Annotated in this window: 17 protein-coding genes; 16 read left to right on the top strand and 1 reads right to left on the bottom strand. The window is 28.5% G+C overall.

The features are described from left to right. The first annotated feature begins 7 nt into the window (after positions 1-7). From I1A51_RS04535 to I1A51_RS04510, 6 genes are all read left to right on the top strand, one after another. Entirely contained in the window at positions 8-874 is an 867-nt protein-coding gene (locus tag I1A51_RS04535) for a decaprenyl-phosphate phosphoribosyltransferase (protein ID WP_196891537.1), read from the top strand. Between the two features lie 2 nt (positions 875-876). Further along, on the top strand, positions 877-2,346 hold the full coding sequence (locus I1A51_RS04530; protein WP_196891536.1) for an ArnT family glycosyltransferase: 1,470 nt from the start codon (positions 877-879) through the stop codon (positions 2,344-2,346). Then, entirely contained in the window at positions 2,343-2,933 is a 591-nt protein-coding gene (locus tag I1A51_RS04525; RefSeq protein WP_196891534.1) for an HAD family hydrolase, read from the top strand. Before I1A51_RS04530 ends, I1A51_RS04525 begins: the two co-directional genes overlap by 4 nt. Before the next feature lies 1 nt (position 2,934). Then, entirely contained in the window at positions 2,935-3,708 is a 774-nt protein-coding gene (gene mazG, locus I1A51_RS04520; RefSeq protein ID WP_196891532.1) for a nucleoside triphosphate pyrophosphohydrolase, read from the top strand. Positions 3,709-3,835: 127 nt separating this feature from the next. Continuing rightward, entirely contained in the window at positions 3,836-6,331 is a 2,496-nt protein-coding gene (locus I1A51_RS04515) for a T9SS type A sorting domain-containing protein (protein WP_196891531.1), read from the top strand. Positions 6,332-6,335: 4 nt separating this feature from the next. After that, positions 6,336-6,767, top strand: a complete 432-nt coding sequence (locus I1A51_RS04510) for a hypothetical protein (RefSeq protein ID WP_196891529.1) — start codon at positions 6,336-6,338, stop codon at positions 6,765-6,767. Positions 6,768-6,858: 91 nt separating this feature from the next. Here the strand turns inward: I1A51_RS04510 and I1A51_RS04505 are convergent, their stop codons facing one another. Next, on the bottom strand, positions 6,859-7,743 hold the full coding sequence (locus tag I1A51_RS04505; protein ID WP_196891528.1) for a hypothetical protein: 885 nt from the start codon (positions 7,741-7,743) through the stop codon (positions 6,859-6,861). 462 nt (positions 7,744-8,205) lie between these two features. Between I1A51_RS04505 and I1A51_RS04500 the strand changes: the two genes are divergently transcribed. The 10 genes from I1A51_RS04500 (at position 8,206) to I1A51_RS04455 (ending at position 22,312) form a co-directional block, all read left to right on the top strand. Beyond that, positions 8,206-9,381 carry an acetyl-CoA C-acyltransferase gene (locus I1A51_RS04500; RefSeq protein WP_196891526.1) on the top strand — a complete coding sequence of 392 codons (1,176 nt, stop codon included), beginning with the start codon at positions 8,206-8,208 and terminating at the stop codon, positions 9,379-9,381. Between the two features lie 30 nt (positions 9,382-9,411). Further along, positions 9,412-10,185, top strand: coding sequence for a C40 family peptidase (locus tag I1A51_RS04495; protein WP_196891525.1), 774 nt, complete (start codon positions 9,412-9,414; stop codon positions 10,183-10,185). A 378-nt stretch (positions 10,186-10,563) separates the two neighbouring features. Then, complete coding sequence (locus I1A51_RS04490) at positions 10,564-10,713, top strand: hypothetical protein (RefSeq protein ID WP_196891523.1); 150 nt, start codon at positions 10,564-10,566, stop codon at positions 10,711-10,713. 57 nt (positions 10,714-10,770) lie between these two features. Continuing rightward, on the top strand, positions 10,771-12,354 hold the full coding sequence (locus tag I1A51_RS04485) for a vitamin K epoxide reductase family protein (RefSeq protein ID WP_196891521.1): 1,584 nt from the start codon (positions 10,771-10,773) through the stop codon (positions 12,352-12,354). A 92-nt stretch (positions 12,355-12,446) separates the two neighbouring features. After that, on the top strand, positions 12,447-14,660 hold the full coding sequence (locus I1A51_RS04480; RefSeq protein ID WP_196891520.1) for a peptidase domain-containing ABC transporter: 2,214 nt from the start codon (positions 12,447-12,449) through the stop codon (positions 14,658-14,660). Next, positions 14,661-15,965 (top strand): HlyD family secretion protein, encoded by a 1,305-nt coding sequence (locus I1A51_RS04475; protein WP_196891518.1) that lies wholly within the window; start codon positions 14,661-14,663, stop codon positions 15,963-15,965. Between the two features lie 71 nt (positions 15,966-16,036). Further along, complete coding sequence (locus I1A51_RS04470) at positions 16,037-16,426, top strand: hypothetical protein (RefSeq protein WP_196891516.1); 390 nt, start codon at positions 16,037-16,039, stop codon at positions 16,424-16,426. 207 nt (positions 16,427-16,633) lie between these two features. Further along, positions 16,634-18,940, top strand: coding sequence for a TonB-dependent receptor (locus I1A51_RS04465; protein ID WP_196891514.1), 2,307 nt, complete (start codon positions 16,634-16,636; stop codon positions 18,938-18,940). A gap of 210 nt (positions 18,941-19,150) precedes the next feature. Then, a complete protein-coding gene (locus I1A51_RS04460; RefSeq protein WP_196891512.1) occupies positions 19,151-20,371 on the top strand; it encodes a sialidase family protein in 1,221 nt (406 codons plus the stop codon). A 258-nt stretch (positions 20,372-20,629) separates the two neighbouring features. Further along, positions 20,630-22,312, top strand: coding sequence for an amidohydrolase (locus I1A51_RS04455; RefSeq protein WP_196891510.1), 1,683 nt, complete (start codon positions 20,630-20,632; stop codon positions 22,310-22,312). The last annotated feature ends 1 nt before the right edge of the window (position 22,313 follow it).

Below are 22,313 nucleotides of genomic sequence, written 5' to 3'. Positions count from 1 at the left end.
TAAAAAAATGAAATTTTTCACTGAAATAATTAAGCTAATTCGCGTAAAACAGTGGATAAAGAATCTTTTTATATTTATGCCTGCATTTTTTGCAGGCTCTTTTTTTGAAAAAGAGATTTATTTAAATTCAATTTACGCATTTTTAAGTTTTTGTATTGCTTCTAGTAGTATATATATTCTAAATGACTATGTTGATATTGAGAAGGATAAAATGCATCCAAAGAAGCGTTTTCGTCCTTTAGCAAGTGGAACTATTTCTAAATTACAAGCAAAGATAATCCTAGTAGTTTTACTTTCGATTTTAGCATTATTTTTATTTGTAATTGTTCCTACAGTAAAATACATAATTTTAGGATATATTGTTTTAAATATTGCTTATAGCTTTAAATTAAAACAAATTGCAATCATCGATATTTTAGTAATTGCAACTGGATTTGTAATGCGAGTTTTTGCAGGTGGTTTTGCTACTGGAATCGAAATTTCAAAATGGTTAATATTACTAACATTTTTCCTTTCTTTAATTTTAGCTTTAGCAAAAAGACGAGGAGAAATCAACAGTTCTGGAGACAAATCTAGAGCTGCATTAAAAGGATATTCTTTACCTTTTATTGATATTTTAATCACAATGATGAGCAGTATTACATTCGTCTCTTATATTATGTATGTAACTTCGGATGATGTAATCGCTCAATTCAAATCAGATTATATTTTTATTTCCGCACTTTTTGTGTTACTTGGAATCTTACGCTATTTACAACAAACTATAATTTTTAATAATACAGAGTCACCAACAAAAGTGATTTATAAAGATGGTGTAATTCAAAGTTCTTTAATTCTTTGGATTCTATTTTTCTGTTATATAATTTATTTTTAAAAATGATTACTCCGCTAAAAAAAACATATTTACAGGTATTTCTAATCATCGGAATTCTATTTTTTCTTTTGATAAATTTTAACCAAAATGCTCGTTTAGACGATGATTATATTGGAGAACAAGTTTTTTGGCTTTTAAAAGATGGAAAAGTTCATTCAAATTTAATTGGTGAATTTGGAAATATTGGGATCGATGAATACCAAACAGTTTTTCATAAACTTTTAATTTATAGCGGATATTTCGTAACGAAAATTTTCGGTTGGTCTTTGTTTACTTTACACTTAAATGGTCTTCTATATTCTCTTTTATTTATTGGTGTTTTCTTTTATTATATTAAAAAGAAATATCAAGTGAAATGGAATGATGCAATGATTTTATTGCCTTTAAGTGTATTGTTTTTAACAAATGAATTTCAGGAATTTGTTTCAAGTTTTAGACCTGAAATAATGCAAATGACTATCGGATTTATATCATTTATCTTTCTTGAAAAATTTATCAATACAAAGAAAAACTTACCTTTCCTTTTATCTGCAATTTTTGCTGGTTTGGCATTTTTAACGCATTTAAATGGAGTTGTTTATATTGGAGCTGCTACGATTTATTTATTTTTCTTTAAAAAAGAATATATCCGAGCTGTAATTTACGGTTTGATTTCTTCGGCAGTTTTCTCTCTTTATTTTGCCGATATTTTAATTTATGCCGATATTCCTTACTTCTTAAACCAATTTTCTAATGATCCTTCTTTAGGGCATTCAAATTTTTATTGGTATTCACCAATCACAAAGTTAATTGGAGAACATGAAAGATATTATTCTGAAGGATTTTGGCTTGTTTTCACTGTTCCATTAACGTTATTTATCATTTTAACTTTTAAAAGACTTAAAAAACAAAATCCATTTTTGCTAACATATACTTTTTTAGCAATGATTTTGTTCGGATTATATGCTTATACAAAAACAACAAAGTATATTTTACTTTTCTATCCAATGTTACTTTTGCTTTTTGGAGAATCGTTTAAAATCTTGCAAAGTGATGTAAAATGGAAACAGAAATTTAGCTCGATTTTTGTGTTAATTTGTTTAGTAAGTTCCGTTGGTTTTATGGTGCAATTAACGGTTTCGAATATTTATAAATCAAAAGATTGGGAAGCTTATGGAGAAAAAGTAGAATCGATAATTGGATCTGGAAATAAAGTTTTATCTAATGGTAATTTGATTTTTGAACAGATTAAAACACAAGAAAAAATCGCAAACATTAATCAATTTTCTTTTTTCAGAGAAGTAAAAGGAATGCCAAAATATAATTTTAAAGAATTAATTGAAAACACGATGGATCGTGATTATGAATACATTATTTTAGACAATGAGTTTAAAAAAGCTTTTGATGTTCAAGAATCAGATTTAAAAGAAACAGATGATTATTCTGTGGTACATGTGGAAGATGATTTGATAATTCTTAAATATAAAAGATGAAAAAAACGTTAGCGATTTTTGATTTTGATGGAACTTTAACTACAAAAGACACAATGTTTGAATTCATCAAATTCACACATGGAAGTACAAAAATGTATGTTGGGTTTTTATTACGCTCTTTTTACGTCAAACTATATTTTTTGAAGATTATTTCTAATGAAAAATTAAAAGAAATTATGATGGCTTATTTTTTTGAAGGAAAAACAAAAGAATGGCTAGATACACAATCGGAATTATTTTTTAAAGAAAAAGGATTGGAAATGATGCGAAAAGAGGCTGTGGATAAATTAATATGGCATCAGAAAGAAAATCATGAAATCTATATTGTTTCCGCTTCTATTTCTATCTGGGTAAAACCTTTTGCTGAATATTACGGAGTAAAATTAATTGCAACAGAATTTGAGTTTGAAAATTCTGTTTTTAAAGGAAAATTAAAAACAAGAAACTGTTACGGTGAAGAAAAAGTACATAGATTATCAGAAGAAGTAGATTTAAATTCTTTTAAAGATATTTATGCATACGGTGACAGTTCAGGTGATAAAGGAATTTTAAGAATCGCAAATCATAAATTTTTTAAATCTTTTTAAAATGAATTCTAAAGAAGAAAAACTAAAAGCATTTGGTCGTTTGTTAGATATAATGGACGATTTAAGAGAGAAGTGTCCTTGGGATAAAAAGCAAACTTTAGAATCTTTGCGACATTTGACAATTGAGGAAACATACGAACTTGGAGATGCAATTATAGAAAATGATTTGGAAGAAATTAAAAAAGAATTGGGAGATTTATTGCTTCATATTGTTTTTTATTCAAAAATCGGTCAAGAGAAAAATGCTTTTGATATAGCAGATGTTGCAAACCAAATTTCAGAAAAACTGATTTATCGTCATCCTCATATTTACGGAGATATCAAAGTAGAAAATGAAGAAGAAGTAAAGAAAAATTGGGAAAAACTAAAACTAAAAGAAGGCAAAGGAAAAAAATCTGTTTTAGAAGGAGTTCCAAAATCACTTCCTGCGATGGTAAAAGCAAGTAGAATTCAGGAAAAGGCAAGAGGTGTTGGATTTGATTGGGAGAACAAAGAACAAGTTTGGGAAAAAGTGCAAGAAGAATTGGATGAATTGCAAGTAGAAATTAAAAAAGAAGATAAAGACCAGATGGAATCAGAGCTTGGCGATGTTTTATTTTCTATTATTAATTATGCAAGGTTCTTAAATATCAATCCTGAAAATGCTTTGGAAAGAACAAATAAAAAGTTTATTCACAGATTTCAATATTTGGAAGAAAAAGCAAGAGAAAATAATTTAGATCTCACCGAAATGACATTAGAAGAAATGGATTTTTATTGGAATCAAGCAAAATAACAACAACCTCTTTTTAGAGGTTTTTTTATGCTAATTAGTTGATTTTCAAATTGTTAATTAACTAAAAATCAAATGATTATAATTTATTTAATGATTATATTTACAGAATATTAAATAGATTATATTCATGAAAAAAATTACTTTACTATTGTTTATTTTCTCTATTTTTTCATTTGGACAAGAAAATTGGAGATTTGAAATGCTTACTCAAGAAAAAAACTTTGAAAGCATTCATAAAGATGGAGAAAAAGAGCTATCTAATTACTTAGAAAATGTCCGAAGTTTAAATAGAAAAAATTTAAAGAAAGTTAAGCAATTTGAACGTTGGAAATATTTCTGGGAAACTAGAGTTGATGCTTCAAATAATTTTGTAAATCCATTAAAAAACTACAAAGAATGGAATTTATATATACAAAATAAAGCAAATAAAAGAGAAGTAAATGAAGATAATGATTGGGTTTCTTTAGGTCCAAATGAAATCCCAGAATCAACTGTAACTTTTTATGCAGGATTAGGACGATTAAATGTTGTGACATTTGATCCTAGTAATGCAAATGTACTTTGGGTTGGTTCGCCAGGAGGAGGTATTTGGAAATCAGAAGATCAAGGAGCAACTTGGATTTCAAAAGGTGATACTGTTACAAATTTGGGAGTTTCAGATATTGCAGTTGATCCAAATAATTCAGATATCATATATGTAGCAACAGGAGATTTTGATGGAATGCAAAATAGATCTTTTGGAGTTTTAAAATCAACTGATGGAGGAGAAACTTGGAATTTAACAGGTTTAAATTTTGATGTAACTCAAGATTTTTTAGTTGCGCATATTGTAATTGATCCAAATAATTCAAATATACTTTTTGCTACTACAAATACAGCAATTTACAAATCTACAGATGCTGGAGCGAATTGGACTTCTAAAGAAACAACATCAGGAGGATTTAATGATATTTTATTTAAAAAAGGAGATGCTTCTATAATGTTTGCAACTAGTAATTCTGGTTCTTTTTATAGTTCGGCAGATTCAGGTGAAACTTGGGATGAATCAACACAAAATTTTGGATCAGGAAGATTAGATATCGCACTTACAGAAAATGATTCAAATTTTATTTTTGCAATTACTTCAAATGATTTTTATAAATCTTCCAATGGAGGAGTTAGCTGGTCTACTGTAAACCCACCAGATGAATTTAATACACAAGGGAATTATAATCAAACAGTAACGATTGCACCAAATAACAAAAATTTAATTTTAGTTGGAGGTGTAAATGGACATCGTTCTATGGATGGTGGAGCAAATTGGGAAGTTTATTTAAATGGATATTGGACGCCAAGTGATCCGTTTTTTTATGTGCATTCAGATCATCATGATTTAAAGTTTTTACCGGGAAGTAATACAACTGTTTTTTCAGCAAATGATGGAGGTTTAAATAAAGGAGACATTACAAGTTCTACACCTTGGGTAGATTTGTCAGGAGGATTAGCAATTACACAATATTATAAATTAGCTGTAACGCCACAAAACAAAGATTTTATTTTGGCTGGAGCGCAAGATAATGATGTGACACAATACAACGGAAATGATTGGATAAATAGAAATTATGGAACAGATGGTGTGGAAGCAGTTTGGAATTATTCCAATTCAAATGTTGCTTGGACGTGTTCTCAATTTGGATATGTTGAAAGAACTACAAATGGTTGGGCTACAGATCCACAAGTTTTAAATACACCATTTGGAAATAGTTTTGTTTGGCCATTGGAAATACATCCAACAATTCCGACAATTCTTTTTGGAGGATTTTCAAATATTTATAAATCTACAAATAGTGGAACATCATGGACAAATTTATCTTCGCCAACTTTTGGTGTAAAAGTTCTTACAATTGCACCTTCAAATCCGAATATAATTTACATTGCTAGTAATACAAATTTATATAGAACTACAAATGGAGGAAGCTCATGGCAAACAATAACGCAACCTTCTGATAACAGAATTACAAGTATCGCTGTAAATTCTACAAATCCAAATGAAGTTTATATTACATATAGCGGATATACAGCTGGGGAAAAAGTCTATAAATCAACAAACAGCGGTGGAAGTTGGACAAATATTTCTGGTTCTTTACCAAATATTCCAATGCATAAAATTCTATATGAAACAGGAGGAAATGGTAATTTATATTTAGGAACAGATGTAAAAGTTTTTCGTTTAAATCAGCAAGATGTAGAAGGTGATTGGGAGATTTTTGGAAATGGATTACCAAATGTAATTGTAAATGATATGGAGATTTTTTATGGTGAAGTAAATCGACTTCGTATAGCAACTTTTGGAAGAGGAATTTGGGATATTGTAATTAACTCTTCTATAAATACACCAGAATTTGAAGATAATTTATTTTCGGTTTATCCGAATCCATCAAGTGGTAATTTTGTAATTAATTTTCCACCAGAATTTAAAGAAAAAAGTATAATTATTTATAATAGAATTGGAGGAGTAGTTTATCATTCTGAAACAAAAAAAGAGCAAGTTTCTATTAATTTAGAAAATGTTGCTACAGGTTTATATTTAGTGAAAATTAGTTCAGAAGGTAGAGAAAAAACTCAAAAATTAGTAATTGAATAAAAACATGAAAATGAAGAAATATTTGTTGTTTTTTTTAGTGTTTTCAATGATTTCTTGTGGAAGTATAAAAGTTGATTTGGCAGAAATGCAGCAAATTTTTCCAGGGATAGAATCTATTTCACCTTATAAAAGAATTGAGATTGATATAACAACAAAAAAAGAAATAGAAATTGACAGTATTTATGTGAATTTAGCTGGAATGTGTGGTAAACTTGAATTTAATTTAAAACAAGAAAAAACAATATTAAATACTACAAAAATTCAAGCTGGAAATTACAAAATAGTCAGTGGGAATTTAGAAAATAATGTAATAAACAAAAATATTGTTTCGTGTGTTTTAAAAGAGGGGACAGCAAAAATATTCTACAGAAATAAAGGTGTTTCGAAAACAAAGTCTGTCTCTTCTTTTTCTAATGTTAGAAAATACAGTAGGTAAATTTATATAGGGTAAGTAAAAGAGGCTAAATCATTAATGATTTAGCCTCTTTTTTCACAAATGAAATGAATATGAACCTAAACTATTTTTCTTAGTCAGTGAATCTCTTTAATCCGTATTTTTCTACTAAATCTTGGTTTTTCTCACCATTTAAATCAGCAATAAAGATTATAGAGTTTTTAGTTTCTTCTTCAGAAAGGTATCCGTTATTTGGATCAATTGGAATTCCTAAACGATATTCGAAAGGCTCGTTTGGATAAGCAGTTCTTTGGCTTTCACCTACATCGTGGAAAACAAGTCTAGCAATGTAGTATGAATTAGTTGAATTAGGAATATTTACTTCTACATAATCTTGTTGTGGATGTCCAAAAGGAGAACGGCTATTCCAGAAAGAGTGTGAAAGTGGTGACCCAGAAGGAGCTTTTACTATTAAGAAACCAGAATCAATATGTAAATTTTTGTTAGAACGGTTTGTGAATTTTAAAACTCGATGTGCAAACCAATCTGATTGTTTTCTATCTTCAACTTCAAGCGTTAAAGGAACATTAGACATGTAAACACCATTTGGAGTTTCTGATAAAATTGGATTTGGTGTGTCTAAAGAATAATCTGCGGCAGGAGAACTTAATCCACCAGCGCTATAATTTTCACTCCAAGGAGTTTGTGAGAAAGTATTTGGACCATTTTCTACTAATTGTCCATTGTCTCCTGGAATTGGATCTGTATCAGGATCATCTGGATCTGTATTGTCATCTCCATCATCTGGATCTTCTCCATTTGGGTCTTCTCCATTTGGATCTTCTTCGTCAGGATTTTCATTATCTGGATCTTCACCGTTTGGATCTTCTTCATCTGGGTTATCTGGATTTTCAACTACTGGATCATCCGTTGTATCATCATCTGAACAAGCTTGAAATCCTAATGTTAAACCAACGATTCCTAATACTACTAAAAGTTTGTTTGAAATTTTTATCATAATGTTTTGTATTTAGTTTCAGTTTCGGAGGCATATAAGGAAAGAACTGTTCCAAAAAATAGGTGTGAAACGTTAAAAAAATCTTAATGCGTTTTTATTATAAAATCACTAAATATTATCTTAAAAAAAAAGATTAAATATAAGATGTAAGTTTTTAAATGTTAAATATTTTACTCATATATACAGTTGTTTTTAAATGTTAAAAAAAAGAAGTTAGATTAACTTAAAAAAAATGTAAAAATCATAGCTTTAAACGTTTTGAAAAATGCAATTAAAAGAAGGTGGATGCCAAAAGTTGAAATTAAATTGAAGAGAAGAAGAAAGGAGAATTCATTCTTTTTGAGAAATAAAATTAAAATTTCTATTAATTAAATAAGAGTAAAAGGAGAATGCTACTGATAATCTCTAAAAAAAATCTTATTTTCGCAGTATCAAAAAATAAAACCACAAAATTATATAAAAATGAAGGATGTAGTAATAGTATCAGCTGCAAGAACGCCACTTGGAAAGTTTTTAGGAGGATTATCTTCTGTATCAGCGCCACAGTTAGGAGCAGTAGCAATCAAAGGTGCTTTAAATAAAATAAATTTAGATGCAAAATTAGTTGATGAAGTAATTTTTGGGAATGTATTACAAGCAAACGTAGGGCAAGCTCCAGCTCGTCAAGCTGCAATTTATGCTGGAATTTCTCAAGATGTTCCTTGTACAACTGTAAATAAAGTATGTTCTTCTGGAATGAAAACAATTATGCAAGCCGCTCAAGCTATTAAAGCTGGAGATGCTGAAGTTATTGTGGCAGGAGGAATGGAAAATATGTCAATGGTTCCACATTATATTGATGGAAGAAATGGACATAAATTTGGAAACTTCAATGCTGTTGATGGATTAATTAAAGATGGATTAACAGATGTTTATTCTCAAAAATTAATGGGAGTTTGTGCTGATTTATGTGCAACAGAGCATGAATTTTCAAGAGAAGAGCAAGATGCATTTGCTGTTGAATCTTATAATAGATCTGCTGCTGCATGGGAAGCAGGAAAATTTGATAATGAAGTTGTTCCAGTTGAGGTACCTCAAAGAAGAGGAGAACCTGTTGTGGTTTCAAAAGATGAGGAGTATACAAATGTAAAAATGGAAAAAATTCCAGCTTTACGTCCAGCTTTCTCTAAAGATGGAACTGTAACTGCTGCAAATGCTTCGACTTTAAATGATGGAGCTGCTGCTGTAATTTTAATGAGTGCTGATAAAGCTGCTGAATTAGGGTTAAAACCTTTAGCAAAAGTGACTGGATATGCTGATGCTGCTCAAGAGCCAGAATGGTTTACAACAGCGCCAGCTAAAGCAATGCCAAAAGCTTTAGATAAAGCAGGAATTTCTATTGATGATGTTGATTATTTTGAATTCAATGAGGCATTTAGTGTTGTTGGATTAGCAAATATGAAGATTTTAGGATTAGATGCATCAAAGGTAAATGTTAATGGAGGTGCAGTTTCTTTAGGACACCCACTTGGATGTTCAGGTGCTAGAATTGTTGTAACTTTATTAAGTGTTCTTGAACAAAATGATGCTAAAATTGGAGCTGCCGGAATTTGTAACGGTGGTGGTGGAGCAAGTGCTATCGTTTTAGAAAGAATGTAATATCTTTAAATAAATCAATCCGAAAAATATATGCAATACGCTATTTGTAATTTGAGTATTATCCCGATGAGAGACAAGCCTGATGATAAGAGTGAAATGGTGTCTCAAATTCTTTTTGGTGAACATTTTAAAATCTTAGAACAACGTAAAAAGTGGAGTAAGGTTCGTTCAGCATATGATAATTACGAAGGATGGATTGATAATAAGCAATATGAAATAATTTCTAAGGAAATTTATAATAATTTAGAAAAATCACCAATTCACTCTGCTAGTGAATTGGTTGATTTTGTTTATGATAAAGAGCAAAATTTAACTACAATACCTTTAGGTGCGACTTTGCCTAATTTTGAAAATAATCAATTATCTATAAATGAGACATCTTATATTTATGAAGGAAAAGTAAGATGTAATACAGAAGTTTTAAGAGATAAATTGGTTGAAACTGCTTTTTTATATTTAAATACTCCTTATTTATGGGGAGGGAAATCGCCATTTGGAATTGACTGCTCTGGTTTTACACAAATGGTTTATAAATTATGTGGATGTAAATTATTAAGAGATGCTTCACAACAAGCTACACAGGGAGAAGCATTGAGTTTTATTGAAGAAAGCGATCCAGGAGATTTAGCATTTTTTGATAATAAAGATGGAAAAATTACACATGTGGGAATTATCATGAAAGATAATTATATCATTCATGCACATGGTAAAGTTCGTATCGATAGATTGGACCATAGTGGGATTTATAATACTGATTTAAGGAAACATACACATAAACTTCGAGTAATTAAAAAGATTTTATAATTCTGGCATAATTTTAGTATATATAATTTCAATTATATAATTATAATTAGATATTTTAAAAATAATTTATTAATTTTAAGATATACGAGTTCTGTTAAAATATTTATTTAATCCGTTGATTTACACAATAAATATTTAATTTAGGAAGTTATATATTGAAGTTAACATTAATATTATATCTTTAATTAAATGTTAAAATTATGATTTTATGATAAAAATCATTTGCTTTTTTAAACATAAAAAGATATATTTGTTAAAGAAGAACGATATTAAAATTGCAATTTTTAATGAATAAGGGTTAATCCTTTTCTAGAAAAGACATCATAGTTTCTGTGTCTTAAAATAAATAGAAGCTTAATCAAAAAATTAATTTTAATTATGAAGAAATTAGCAGAAGCAAAAAAATTAAACAAAGAAGCTCAAAAAAACATTAATGGAGGGAATAGGATAGGTTGTCCAGGAGGATGTCCTCCTGGGGAAATTTGTCGATTTAATTCTTGTGTTCCAGGCGATGAATCATACGGTTAATAAATATTAAACTTTAAAAAAAGCAGAAATTAAATTTCTGCTTTTACATTTATTTCTATGTACAATTCTATCTTTGACCTTATCTATAACTTCCTAAAACTTCACAACACTCAAGTTGAAAAAGAAGAAATGAAATTACAATTGGAAAGTCATCCTGATTTTCCATCCCTATTTTCAATTACAGAGCTTTTTAACCACTTTTCTATAAATTCTAGTGTGTATGAAGTTCCTGTGGAAGAAAATACATTGGATTACTTTGAAAATTCATTTTTAGCCCAAATAAAAAAAGAAAAAGAGGAAGAAATTGCTATCATAAAAATTAATGGTGAAATTTGGGAGATTTCAACTGATGGAAAGAAATTTGAAAAAATTGAAAAACCTGAATTTTTAAAGATATGGACAGGAATTTGTATGGTGATTGAAGAAGTGAACTTTGAATCTTCTACTAATTCTCAAAATAAAATTGTAGAATATTCAAAATATTTTTTTTTAATTACAGGATTAATTTTCTTCTTTATTTTTGGCTTAAACTCCATTTTAGAATATTCTCAATTTAGCTTATCATTAATTGGATTAACATTCTCTATTTTAATTCTTTTTCAAGAACTTGAAATCAATTCTACTTTAGGTAGTAAAATCTGTAATTCGGAAAATAATACAGGTTGTAATTCAGTAATAAAATCTGGAATGAAAATTTTAGGATTTAAGATGAGTGATTTAACAATTCTGTATTTTTCAACTTCATTAATTTCATGGATTGCTTTTTCTTTACTTAATATTCAAAATTTCACTTTATTATTTCTAATTAGTTTACTTAGTTTCCCAATAGCTTTTTATTCCATTTATTCACAGAAAATTGTTTTAAAACAATGGTGTAAACTTTGTTTAGGAATCATTTCTATTTTAGTAATTCAAGCAGTGATTTTTCTATCGTTTTCGGATGAAATATTAATAAATTCTTCTTTTTATAATTCATTGCTAATTTATTCAGTAATTGGAATTTTATCAATGATTATTTGGTATCCAATTAAAAATTTGTTGAAGAAATCACAAGAATTACAGAAAACACAAATTTCATTTACAAAATTCAAAAGAGATTTTGAACTATTTAAATTATTATCTGAAAAAGAAGTTAACTATCCAGTAAATAAAATAGAAAACGAAATTGTTTTAGGAAATGAAAATGGACTTTTAGAAATTTTAGTTGTTACAAATCCTTTATGTGGATTTTGTAAAAAAACTCATGCTGCAATTGAAAAAGTTTTAAATAAAAAAAATGAAAACATCCGAATTGTAATTCGTTTTAATGTAAATACTAATGAAATTCATGATGGAAATAAAATTCCATTACGACTTTTAGAATTGTACCATCAAAATAAAGAATCAGTTTTAGAACCAATGCATGAAATTTATAGTGAAGGTTCAAATCCTAAAAATTGGTTACAAAAATGGGGAGCAACTGATAATGAAAACTTTTTAGAAATTTTAAAACAAGAAGAAAGTTGGTGTAAACAAAATGGAATTACTTTTACGCCACTTGTTTTGGTTGACGGAAAAAAATTCCCTGATAAATTCGAATATGAAGATATCCTTTATTTTATTGATGAATTAATAGAAGAAAAAGAGGAAATGCTAGCATAAACACTTAAATAAATAATATTTTATTTCATAAAATTGTTAAAAATTGAAATATGATTATATATTTGTGTTTATAGGTTTAAAACTTTTGAATATTGTTAAAGAAATTCCCTCATTATACACAGAAAGAACAAAAAGATTGTGGTCCAACTTGTTTAAAAATTATAAGCAAACATTTTGGAAAAACTTTTTCTATTGAAAAACTTCGTGATTATTCAAATACAAATACTACGGACGGGAGTTTATTATATGGTTTAAGTGAAGCTGCTGAAAAATTAGGATTTCGAAGCATTGTTTACCAATTAGATTTCAATACACTTTTAGAAGCTCCTTTTCCATACATAATTCATTGGGAAAATAATCATTATGTTGTTGTTTATAACATTAAAAAGACTCGAAATGATTATAAAATTTTTATTTCGGATCCTGCAATTGGAAAATATACTTTAGGAAAAAAGGAATTTATCCGAAAATGGATTGCTTCTAATGCCAATGAAAATACAAAAGATGGAATTGCTCTTCTTCTAGAACCAACTGATGAATTTTATAGAAGAGAACACGAAGAAGAAGAGAAAGAAAGAACTAGTGATTTTTCTTTTGTTGCAAAATATACTATCCGATATAAAAAATATTTATTACAACTTTTATTAGGTTTAATTGCTGCAAGTATTCTGCAAGTAATTCTTCCTTTTTTAACGCAAAGTATTGTAGATATTGGAATTCAAAATCAAGATATCAGTTTTGTTTATTTGGTTTTAATTGCACAATTAGCAATTTTTGTAGGAAGAAGTTCTATTGAAATTATTCGAAGTTGGCTTTTATTAAATATTGGTTCAAGAATCAATATTTCCATGATTTCTGACTTTTTCTACAAATTAATGAAATTACCTGTTTCTTATTTTCAAAGAGCTGCAATAGGTGATTTATTAATGAAAATTAGTGATCACGATCGAATTAAAAAATTAATTACAACTTCTTTTCTTGATCTAGTTTTATCTGGATTTAATCTTCTTATTTTTAGTTTTATCCTTGCATATTATAGTATGAAAATTTTCGCCATTTTTATGGTTGGAAGTATTTTGTATTTCATTTGGGTGATATTTTTCTTGAAAAAAAGGAAGAAAATTGATTATTTACTTTTTTCTCAAAGAAGTGTTGAACAAGAAAGAATTCATGAAATTCTTTATGGAATGCAAGAAATTAAATTGCATAATGCTGAGACAAAAATGCGTTGGAAATGGGAATTTCAACAAGCAATTCTCTATAAATATGCAATGAAAAGTCTTGTGCTAGAGCAAACACAAAGTACAGGTTCTTCTTTTATCAATGAATTAAAAAATATGTTAATCACTGTTGTTTCGGCAACTTTAGTTATTGATGGAGAATTAACTTTGGGGATGATGGTTGCAATTGCAGGAATTGTAGGACAATTAAATGTTCCTGTTTTAAATCTAATTAAATTCATAAAAGATGCACAAGATGCCAAAATTGCAATTGAACGACTTTTAGAAATTTATAACGCCAAAAATGAATCTTCTATTGGTTTTGAAGAAAATATTGTAATTCCAGATAATTCAGAAATTTGTTTAGAAAATATCAATTTTCAATATCCGAATAATTTTAATCCAGTTTTAGAAGATTTAACTTTAACAATTCCTCCAAATAAAATCACAGCAATCGTAGGAACAAGTGGAAGTGGAAAAACTACTTTATTGAAATTACTATTAAATTTCTACAAATTAGATTATGGGAAAATTAAAATTGGTGGCGCAAATTTAGAAAGTATTGAACCTAGAGTTTGGAGAGACAACTGTGGTGTAGTGATGCAAGAAGGTTATATTTTTAATGATACAATTGCAAAAAATATTGCTGTTGGTGAAGATTATATTGATAAAAAGAAATTAATTCATGCTGCAACTGTTGCAAATATTCGTGAATATGTAGAAAGTTTACCTTTAAATTATAATACAACTTTAGGACGTGAAGGAAGTAATTTAAGTACAGGACAAAAACAACGAATTTTAATTGCAAGAGCTGTTTATAAAGATCCAAAGTTTTTATTTTTTGACGAGGCAACTTCTGCTTTAGATGCAAATAATGAACGTGTAATTATGGAAAATTTAAATCAGTTTTTTGAAAATAAAACTGTAATTGTAATTGCACATCGATTAAGTACGGTGAAAAATGCAGATCAAATTGTTGTGTTGGAAAAAGGAAAAATTGTGGAAGTTGGAACACATGATGAATTAGTATATGCAGAAGGAAATTATTATCATTTAGTTAAGAATCAATTAGAATTAGGAAGTTAGATGCCATTACACGAAGACGACATAGATTTAAGAAGTGAAGAAGTTCGAGAAATTTTAGAAGATGTGCCGAATATTGTGTTTCGTTGGGGAAATACAGTGATTTTTGGTGTAGTTTTTTTATTAATTTCTTTAACTTGGTTTATTAAATATCCTGATAAAATTGCGGGAGAAGCTACACTTACAACTGAAATTCCTCCTGAAAAAATTTACACTAAAATTACAGCAAATATCGATACAATTTTTACTTCGAATAATAGTATCGTAGAGAAAAATAATATTCTTGCTGTTCTTGAAAATAGCGCAGATTATCATGATATTTTCTTTTTAAAATCAATAATGGATACAATTCAGACACGAGATAATCATTTTTATTTTCCTTTTGAAAAATTAGATCCAATGCTTTTAGGTGATGTAACAAATGCTTTTGAAGTTTTTGAAACGAATTATACAAATTATATTCTTCATCAGAAATTACATCCTTATGATGGAGATTTTTTAGCAATTAAAGAAGAAATTTTTCAAGCAAACCAGAAATTAAATACTTTTTATACACAGAAAAAATTACAAGAAAGAGAATTTGAATTTCAGAAAAAAGAATTAGATAGAAATAAAAAATTATACGATAAAGGAATTATTTCTACGCAAGAATATGAGAAAAAGCAATTAGCGTTTTTAAATATTGAAAAGCAATTTAAAGCAATCAATAATGAAATTGCAAATGTAAAACAACGTTTAGCAACTATTGATAAAACATCAAAATCTACAGAAATTAAAAAGATTCAAGATGATACACAGTTGTTGAAAAAAGTACGTCAATCTTTTAATAATTTAAAAAAATCAATTAAAGATTGGGAATTAAAATATGTTTTAAAATCTTCCATTAAAGGAGAAATTTCTTTCTTAAATATTTGGCATGAAAATCAAAATTTAAAACAAGGTGATTTGGTTTTTCATATTTTACCAATTGAAAAATCTGTTTATATAACTAAAATAAAAATTCCACGAAGAAATTCTGGTAAAATTAAAATTGGTCAAAAAGTAATTCTAAAATTAGACAACTTTCCTTACAATGAATATGGAATGTTAATTGGAAATGTACAATCGATTTCTAAAATTCCTGATAATGAAGGAAATTATCATATTGATGTTGTAATTGCAAACGATAAATTAATTACAAATTATAAAAAAGAAATTCCTTTTCAACAAGAAATGAAAGGAACTGCTGAAATTATTACAGATGATTTGCGTCTTTTTGAAAGAGTTTTCTACCAATTTAAAAAACTTACAAGTAATAATAATATCTAGTTTTTCTGATTTAAATTTTGTCTATTTTTTAAATTCATACTACATTTGCCTGCTTTTATTTTGAATAAATAATGAAATCACAAGTTGCAGGAATCTTTTTTTATATTCTTTATTTTGTCGCAATGGTTCGACCAATTGTGCCTGTTTTAGAGTATCATGTGAACAAAGAATATATTGTTTCTGTTTTGTGTGAAAACCGAAATAAGCCTTCGCTTGCTTGTAATGGAAAATGTTATTTAAAAAAGCAATTAGAAAAAACATATCAAGAAGATAATCACGAAGAGGAACATCGGCATTCTACATTGCCAAAAATTGATATGTCGAAATATCCTGTTAGTTTGTTAGATTTTTCCTCTGTTCAAATTAAAAAACCAAAAATATCTCTTCAAAATCCAAACTTTGCAAGAGAACTTCCCTATTTTAATCTTATTTACGATTTAGATAAACCTCCAATTTCTTAATTCAAAATAGATTTGATTTCTAATCTTTTACAAAAGTATTTTTTGCTTTTGAGAAAAGTTATGTCTTGAAATGAAATCTATTATTTACATACTTTGGGAAAATTAGTTCACTAAAAACAGCTTTAATTTCCCAAAAAAAACAATAAGAAATTTTAAATAAACTATTGAAAACAAACAGCTTTTCAATACAATCAATCGTACTCGAAAATGAGAAAAATAATTTTATCTCTAGTAATTATATTACTAATGGGATTAACAACATATGCCCAAAATAATACAATAAAAGGAAAAGTTTTAAATGAAAAAAATGGAACTCCTTTGCTTGGTGTTACTTTAATTGTTGAAAATTCTGAAGAATGGACAACAACAAATGAATTTGGAGAATTTACTTTAGAAATTGTAAAAGAAAATCAATTTATAGAAGTTTCAATGATTGGTTTTATTTCTAAAAAAGTACAAATCACAAACTCTTTTTTAGAAATTAAATTAAAAGAATCTACTTTAGAATTGGAAACTGTAGTAGTTTCTGCTTCAAGAACTACACAAAATAGAAATAAAGTTCCGATTGCAATTTCAGCGATTTCAGCAAAAACAATTGAAGAAGAAGAACCAAACACAGCAGATCAAGTTTTAAATCAAATTGCTGGTGTAAATATGGTTGATTTAGGAAATGAACAACATATGATGTCGATTCGTCAACCAATTTCTACAAAAAGTTTATTCTTGTATTTAGAAGATGGAATTCCGATTCGACCAACTGGAGTTTTCAATCATAATGCACTTTTAGAAATGAATCTTGCTGCAACAAGACAAATTGAAGTAATTCGTGGACCTTATTCTTCGCTTTACGGAAGTGAAGCTGTTGGTGGAGCAATTAATTTTTTAACTGCAAATCCGACAACTGATTTATCTGGTGCAATTTCTATTCGAGGAAATTCAAATGGATATGAAAGAGCGGATATGAATATTTCAAAAACTTTCGGAAAAACAGGTGTTTATCTTGGAGGTTATAGAGCAAGAATTACAGATGGTTACAGAGAATATGGAGATTTTAATAAAACTGCTTTATCTGGAAAAATTAATCATGAATTTTCAGATAAATTAAAATGGACAACTACTTTTTCTCATATAAAATATCATAGTGATATGAGTGGAAGTATTGGTGAAGAAAAGTTTTATAATAAAGATTTTTCTTCAAACCATACATTTACTTTTCGTGATGTTTTAGCATTTCGTTTGCGTTCTACTTTAACAAATCAATGGAATGAAAATAACTTAACTTCTTTTACTTTTATTTATAGAGAAAATTCAATTGCGCAAAATCCTTCTTATAGAATTGACAACGGAACGGAGAATGATTCTTTTACTTTCGGAGAATTAAATGAAAATGGTTTTAATAGCTATGGCGCAATTTTTCAGCATAATTTAAGCATTCCTTCTGCAAGATTGAAATTTAATATTGGAGCCAGTTTAGATTTTAGCCCAAATACTTTTAAAGCAGAAGAAATTGAAGTTTATAGAAATGCTGTTGGAAAATTTACTTCTTATACACAAACAGGAAATTTCCGTTCAAATTATGCTGTTGATTTAATCAATATTGGAAGTTACATTACTGTAGAATATGCGCTTTTAGAGAATTTAATTATTAATGGAGGATTGCGTTTTGATTCTTTTAATTATGATTTTACAAATCGTTTGGAAGATGCTGCAAATTTTAAAGCTCCAAGTACTGTTACAACTTTTAATACAATGACGCCAAGAATTGGTTCTGTACTTAATTTAAAAAATAACTTCAATATTTATGGGAATTTCAGTAAAGGATTTGTGCCGCCAAGTGTTGGGGAATTATACAAAAGATCTTTTGTTCCAGAGCTGGATCCTGCGAAATTTACAAATTATGAAATTGGTTTATGGAAAACATTTTTCAATGAAAAAGTTTACATAGATATTGCTGCTTATTATTTAAAAGGAAAAGATGAAATCGTTTCTGTTACAGTAAAAGATGGAGATAGAAAGATTTTTGAAAATCGAAATGCTGGAGAAACGAAACATTATGGTTTAGAATATTCTTTCCGATTTGCACCATCTAAGCAAATTCATTTTAGAACGAGTGGAGCTTTTTCACAACATGAATTTGTCGATTATGTAACGCAAATTCAAAATGGTGAAGCTGCAAAAGATTATAGCGGAAAAACAATGCCAACTGCTCCAAGTTGGATTTCAAACACAGAAATTGCTTATACACCAAATTATTTAAAAGGTTTTCGTATTGCAATGGAATGGCAACATATTAATCATTATTACACAGATGAAGCGAATACGACAGAATATGCTGGATATGATTTATTCAATTTAAGAACAAGTTATTCATTTAAAAATGTAAAGGTTTGGGCGAATTTTATCAATGTGTTTGATAAATTATATTCGACAAGAACTGCAACAAGATGGGGAAGAACTTCTTTTACTCCAGGAGCTCCAGCAACAGTTGATTTAGGAATTAAATATCAATTTTAAATATTGATTGTGGTGACTGAGCGAAGCCGAAGTCAAAACTAAACTCAAAAGCCAAAAATAACTCTGGCGCACTTTTGTAAAGTGTGTCCATTGTTTCTAGAGTTTGTATTGTCATGAAGACTGAGCGAAGCCGAAGTTAGAATCCAAAATCAATTCAAAAATTAGGAGTGTGTTTCTACACACTCCTTTACCTTATAAACAACAAAATATATGTTCAAAAAAATAATCCCAATCATCTTTTTACTTTTTATTATTTCTTGTTCAAAAGAGAAAAAAACAGTACGAAAAACTTCCAATTTTGAAGTAAAACTTTCAGGAAAAGAAATTATTTCTAAAAATAAATATTCTGCTTCTGGACCATATTTTTCTAAAAATCAGAATAAATTGATATTAAATTGGTCGGAAGAAATTGACTCAAACCATACTTCAATTTTAAAGTATAAAGATTTAAAACAAAGTGAAATTCAAACAGTTTCGACTTCCAAAGAAATGCAAATTCATGCAGAAAGTATGGCGAAAATTATAGAAGATTCTTTTGGAAATACAATTGCAATATTTAGAATAAAAGCTGCTACAAAACAAAATAAATATGGTGGATTTATTTATTATTCAATTTCAAAAGACAAAGGAAAAACGTGGACTGAAAAACAGAAATTAGTAAAAGATAAAGCTTCTGGAAGTCAAAGCTTTTATGATGTAGCTCTTTTAAAAAATGGAACCATTGGAATCATTTGGTTAGACAATCGAAAACCAAAAAAAGTGAAGGAAGGAAGTAGTTTGTATTTTGCAAAATCTAATAAAAAAGGGGAATTTAAAAATGAAAAAGTACTTTCAACAGGAACTTGTCAGTGTTGTCGAACAGATTTATTTGTAAATCACAATGGAAAAATTGACATTGCTTTTCGAAATATTGTCGCAGGAAAATATCGAGATATTTATAATATTACTTCCGAAGATAATGGAGAAAATTTTTCTGTTGCAAAACGAATTTCTCCTGATAATTGGAAATTAAAAGGTTGTCCACACACTGGGCCTTCCATTGCTTTCAACGGAAAAACAACAGGGATTGTTTGGTATACAGGAGCAGATGGAAAGCAAGGAATTACATTTGTAGAAAAAGTGAATGAATCTTTTGATTTTTCACAATCAAATATTGTGACTTCTATCGGGAAACATCCACAAATGATTGCTGACACTGATGGAAATTATTTGATTACTTACGAAGAAATCACGGAAGACGGACAACAACGAATTGTTTTACATATTATTTATAACAATGGAACGTCAGATATAATTCCAATTTCTGATATAAAAGGATTTAATCGTTATCCAGTTATAACCAAAAAATCAGATAGAGAATTGTTTCTTGCTTGGGTAAAAGATTTTGATGAAGTTTCGAAGATTGTAAAAGTGGAAGTTCGGTTGGATTAAAAAAGCTTTAATAGTAGTTTTTTATAAATGACTGAACGAAATAGAAACTTGTAATTATAAAAATTGTAAGAGATAATTGACATTCATTACAAAAGCATGCCAGTTAATATTTGTTTTTTATTTCTAAACTACAACTTTTTAAAAATCTGCAATTCCTAATTTTTCATAATTATTACCTCACTATTAATATCTAAAACAATACTTGCTACAAGTAATTTTGCACAATACAATTTAATAGTAACTAAAAAAATAGTAGTGATGAAAAAATTAAAGCAAGTATTTTCGCTTACCGTATTGTGCATGCTTTTTCTATTTTCTTCTTGTAAAAGTAGAAGAAGCAATCCTGATTCAGAGATGATAATCGCGGATAAAGTATTGATTAATGGAAAAGTTTATACCGCAGATACTGAAAATCCAATAGTGGAAGCAATCGCTATAAAGGGTAATAAAATTATTTCAGTTGGTACAACAGAAGAGGTTTTAAAATTAGCAGCAGAAGATACAGAGAAAATTGATTTGCAAAATCATTTGGTAATTCCTGGATTTAATGATGCACATTTCCACTCGTTTTCGAATGCACCAGTTGGACATCAAATTAAGTTGCCATGGGAGCCAAGTTGGGAGCAAGTTTTAGAAGCTGTTAAAAAAGCAGTAAAAGAAGTTCCAGAAGGAACGTGGATTACAGGTTTGGCTGGAGTAAAAGTAATTGATGATGAAAAATCAGATCGTTTTTCTTTAGATAAAATTGCTCCAAATCATCCTGTTTATATTTCTACTTGGTTTAGTCATGGAGAAATTATTAATACAAAAGCAATGAAGCTTTTTGGATTGGATGAAAAAGTAAAAGATCCACTTGGTGGTTGGTTTATTCGTAAAGAAGGTTCAGATGTTATCACAGGAAAATTTCATGAATATGCACAATGGCCTTTACGTCGTCAGTTGATGGATTTTAATTTAAATGACCAACAATTGACAGAAGCGATGAAAGCACAAACAGAAGAACTTTTAAGTAATGGAGTTACTTCTATCCAAGATATGCCAATTTTAGCTCCAGATAGATATTTGAAAGTTTTAGAAGATTCAAAAATTCCGATTCGTGTGCGATATATTCGTATGCCAAATACTACTCCAACAGGAAGAGATACAGAAGAATCTAAAAATCTTCCAACATATCCAATTGAAAATAAATTGGTAAAAGCTACTGGAACAAAATGGTTTTTAGATGGAACACCAATGGAGCGTGTTGCAGCTATTAGAAAAGAATATGCTGATAAACCAAATTGGAAAGGAAAAATGTCTTTTACAAATTCAGAAATCAAAGAAATTCTTGCAAATCCTGATACAGAGTGGAGAGGGCAAGTTTTATTTCACACACATGGAGATCGTTCAGCAGAGATAATTATTAACACGATGGAATCGATGAAAGGTGTAGATTGGAAATCTAAACGTGTACGTATGGAACATGGAGATGGGGTTGTAGAAGATTTAATTCCTAGAGCAGCTAATCTTGGAGCAATTGTCGTTCAACAACCACATCATTTAGTTTTAGCAGATATTGTGAAATCAAGATTTGGACATGAAACACATTTCTTTAAAATGAAATCATTATTAAATGCAAATATTCCTTTAGCATTTGGTACTGAAGGAGTGGAAGGACCTTTTTCTGCTTTTGCTTTCGCTTTAAATCATCCATTAGATTCGAATGAATCTTTGACAAGGGAAGAAGTGATTGATGGATTTACAAAAGGTTCTGCATATGCGGAATTTGAAGAGCACCATAAAGGACAAATTAAAAAAGGAATGTTAGCGGATATTGCTGTTTTATCTCAAGATATTCTTACAATTCCTGTAGAAAAAATTGTAGAAACTAAAAGTATTATGACAATTGTTGATGGTAAAATTGTGTATGATACAAAAGAATTAAATACTAAAAACAAATAAA

It is taken from the genome of Aureivirga marina, assembly GCF_015767265.1.
In the GTDB taxonomy this organism is placed as follows: Bacteria; Bacteroidota; Bacteroidia; order Flavobacteriales; family Flavobacteriaceae; genus Aureivirga; species Aureivirga marina.
The sequence above is the reverse complement of the archived record's forward strand: the minus strand, read 5'-3'. Positions and strand labels throughout refer to the sequence as shown.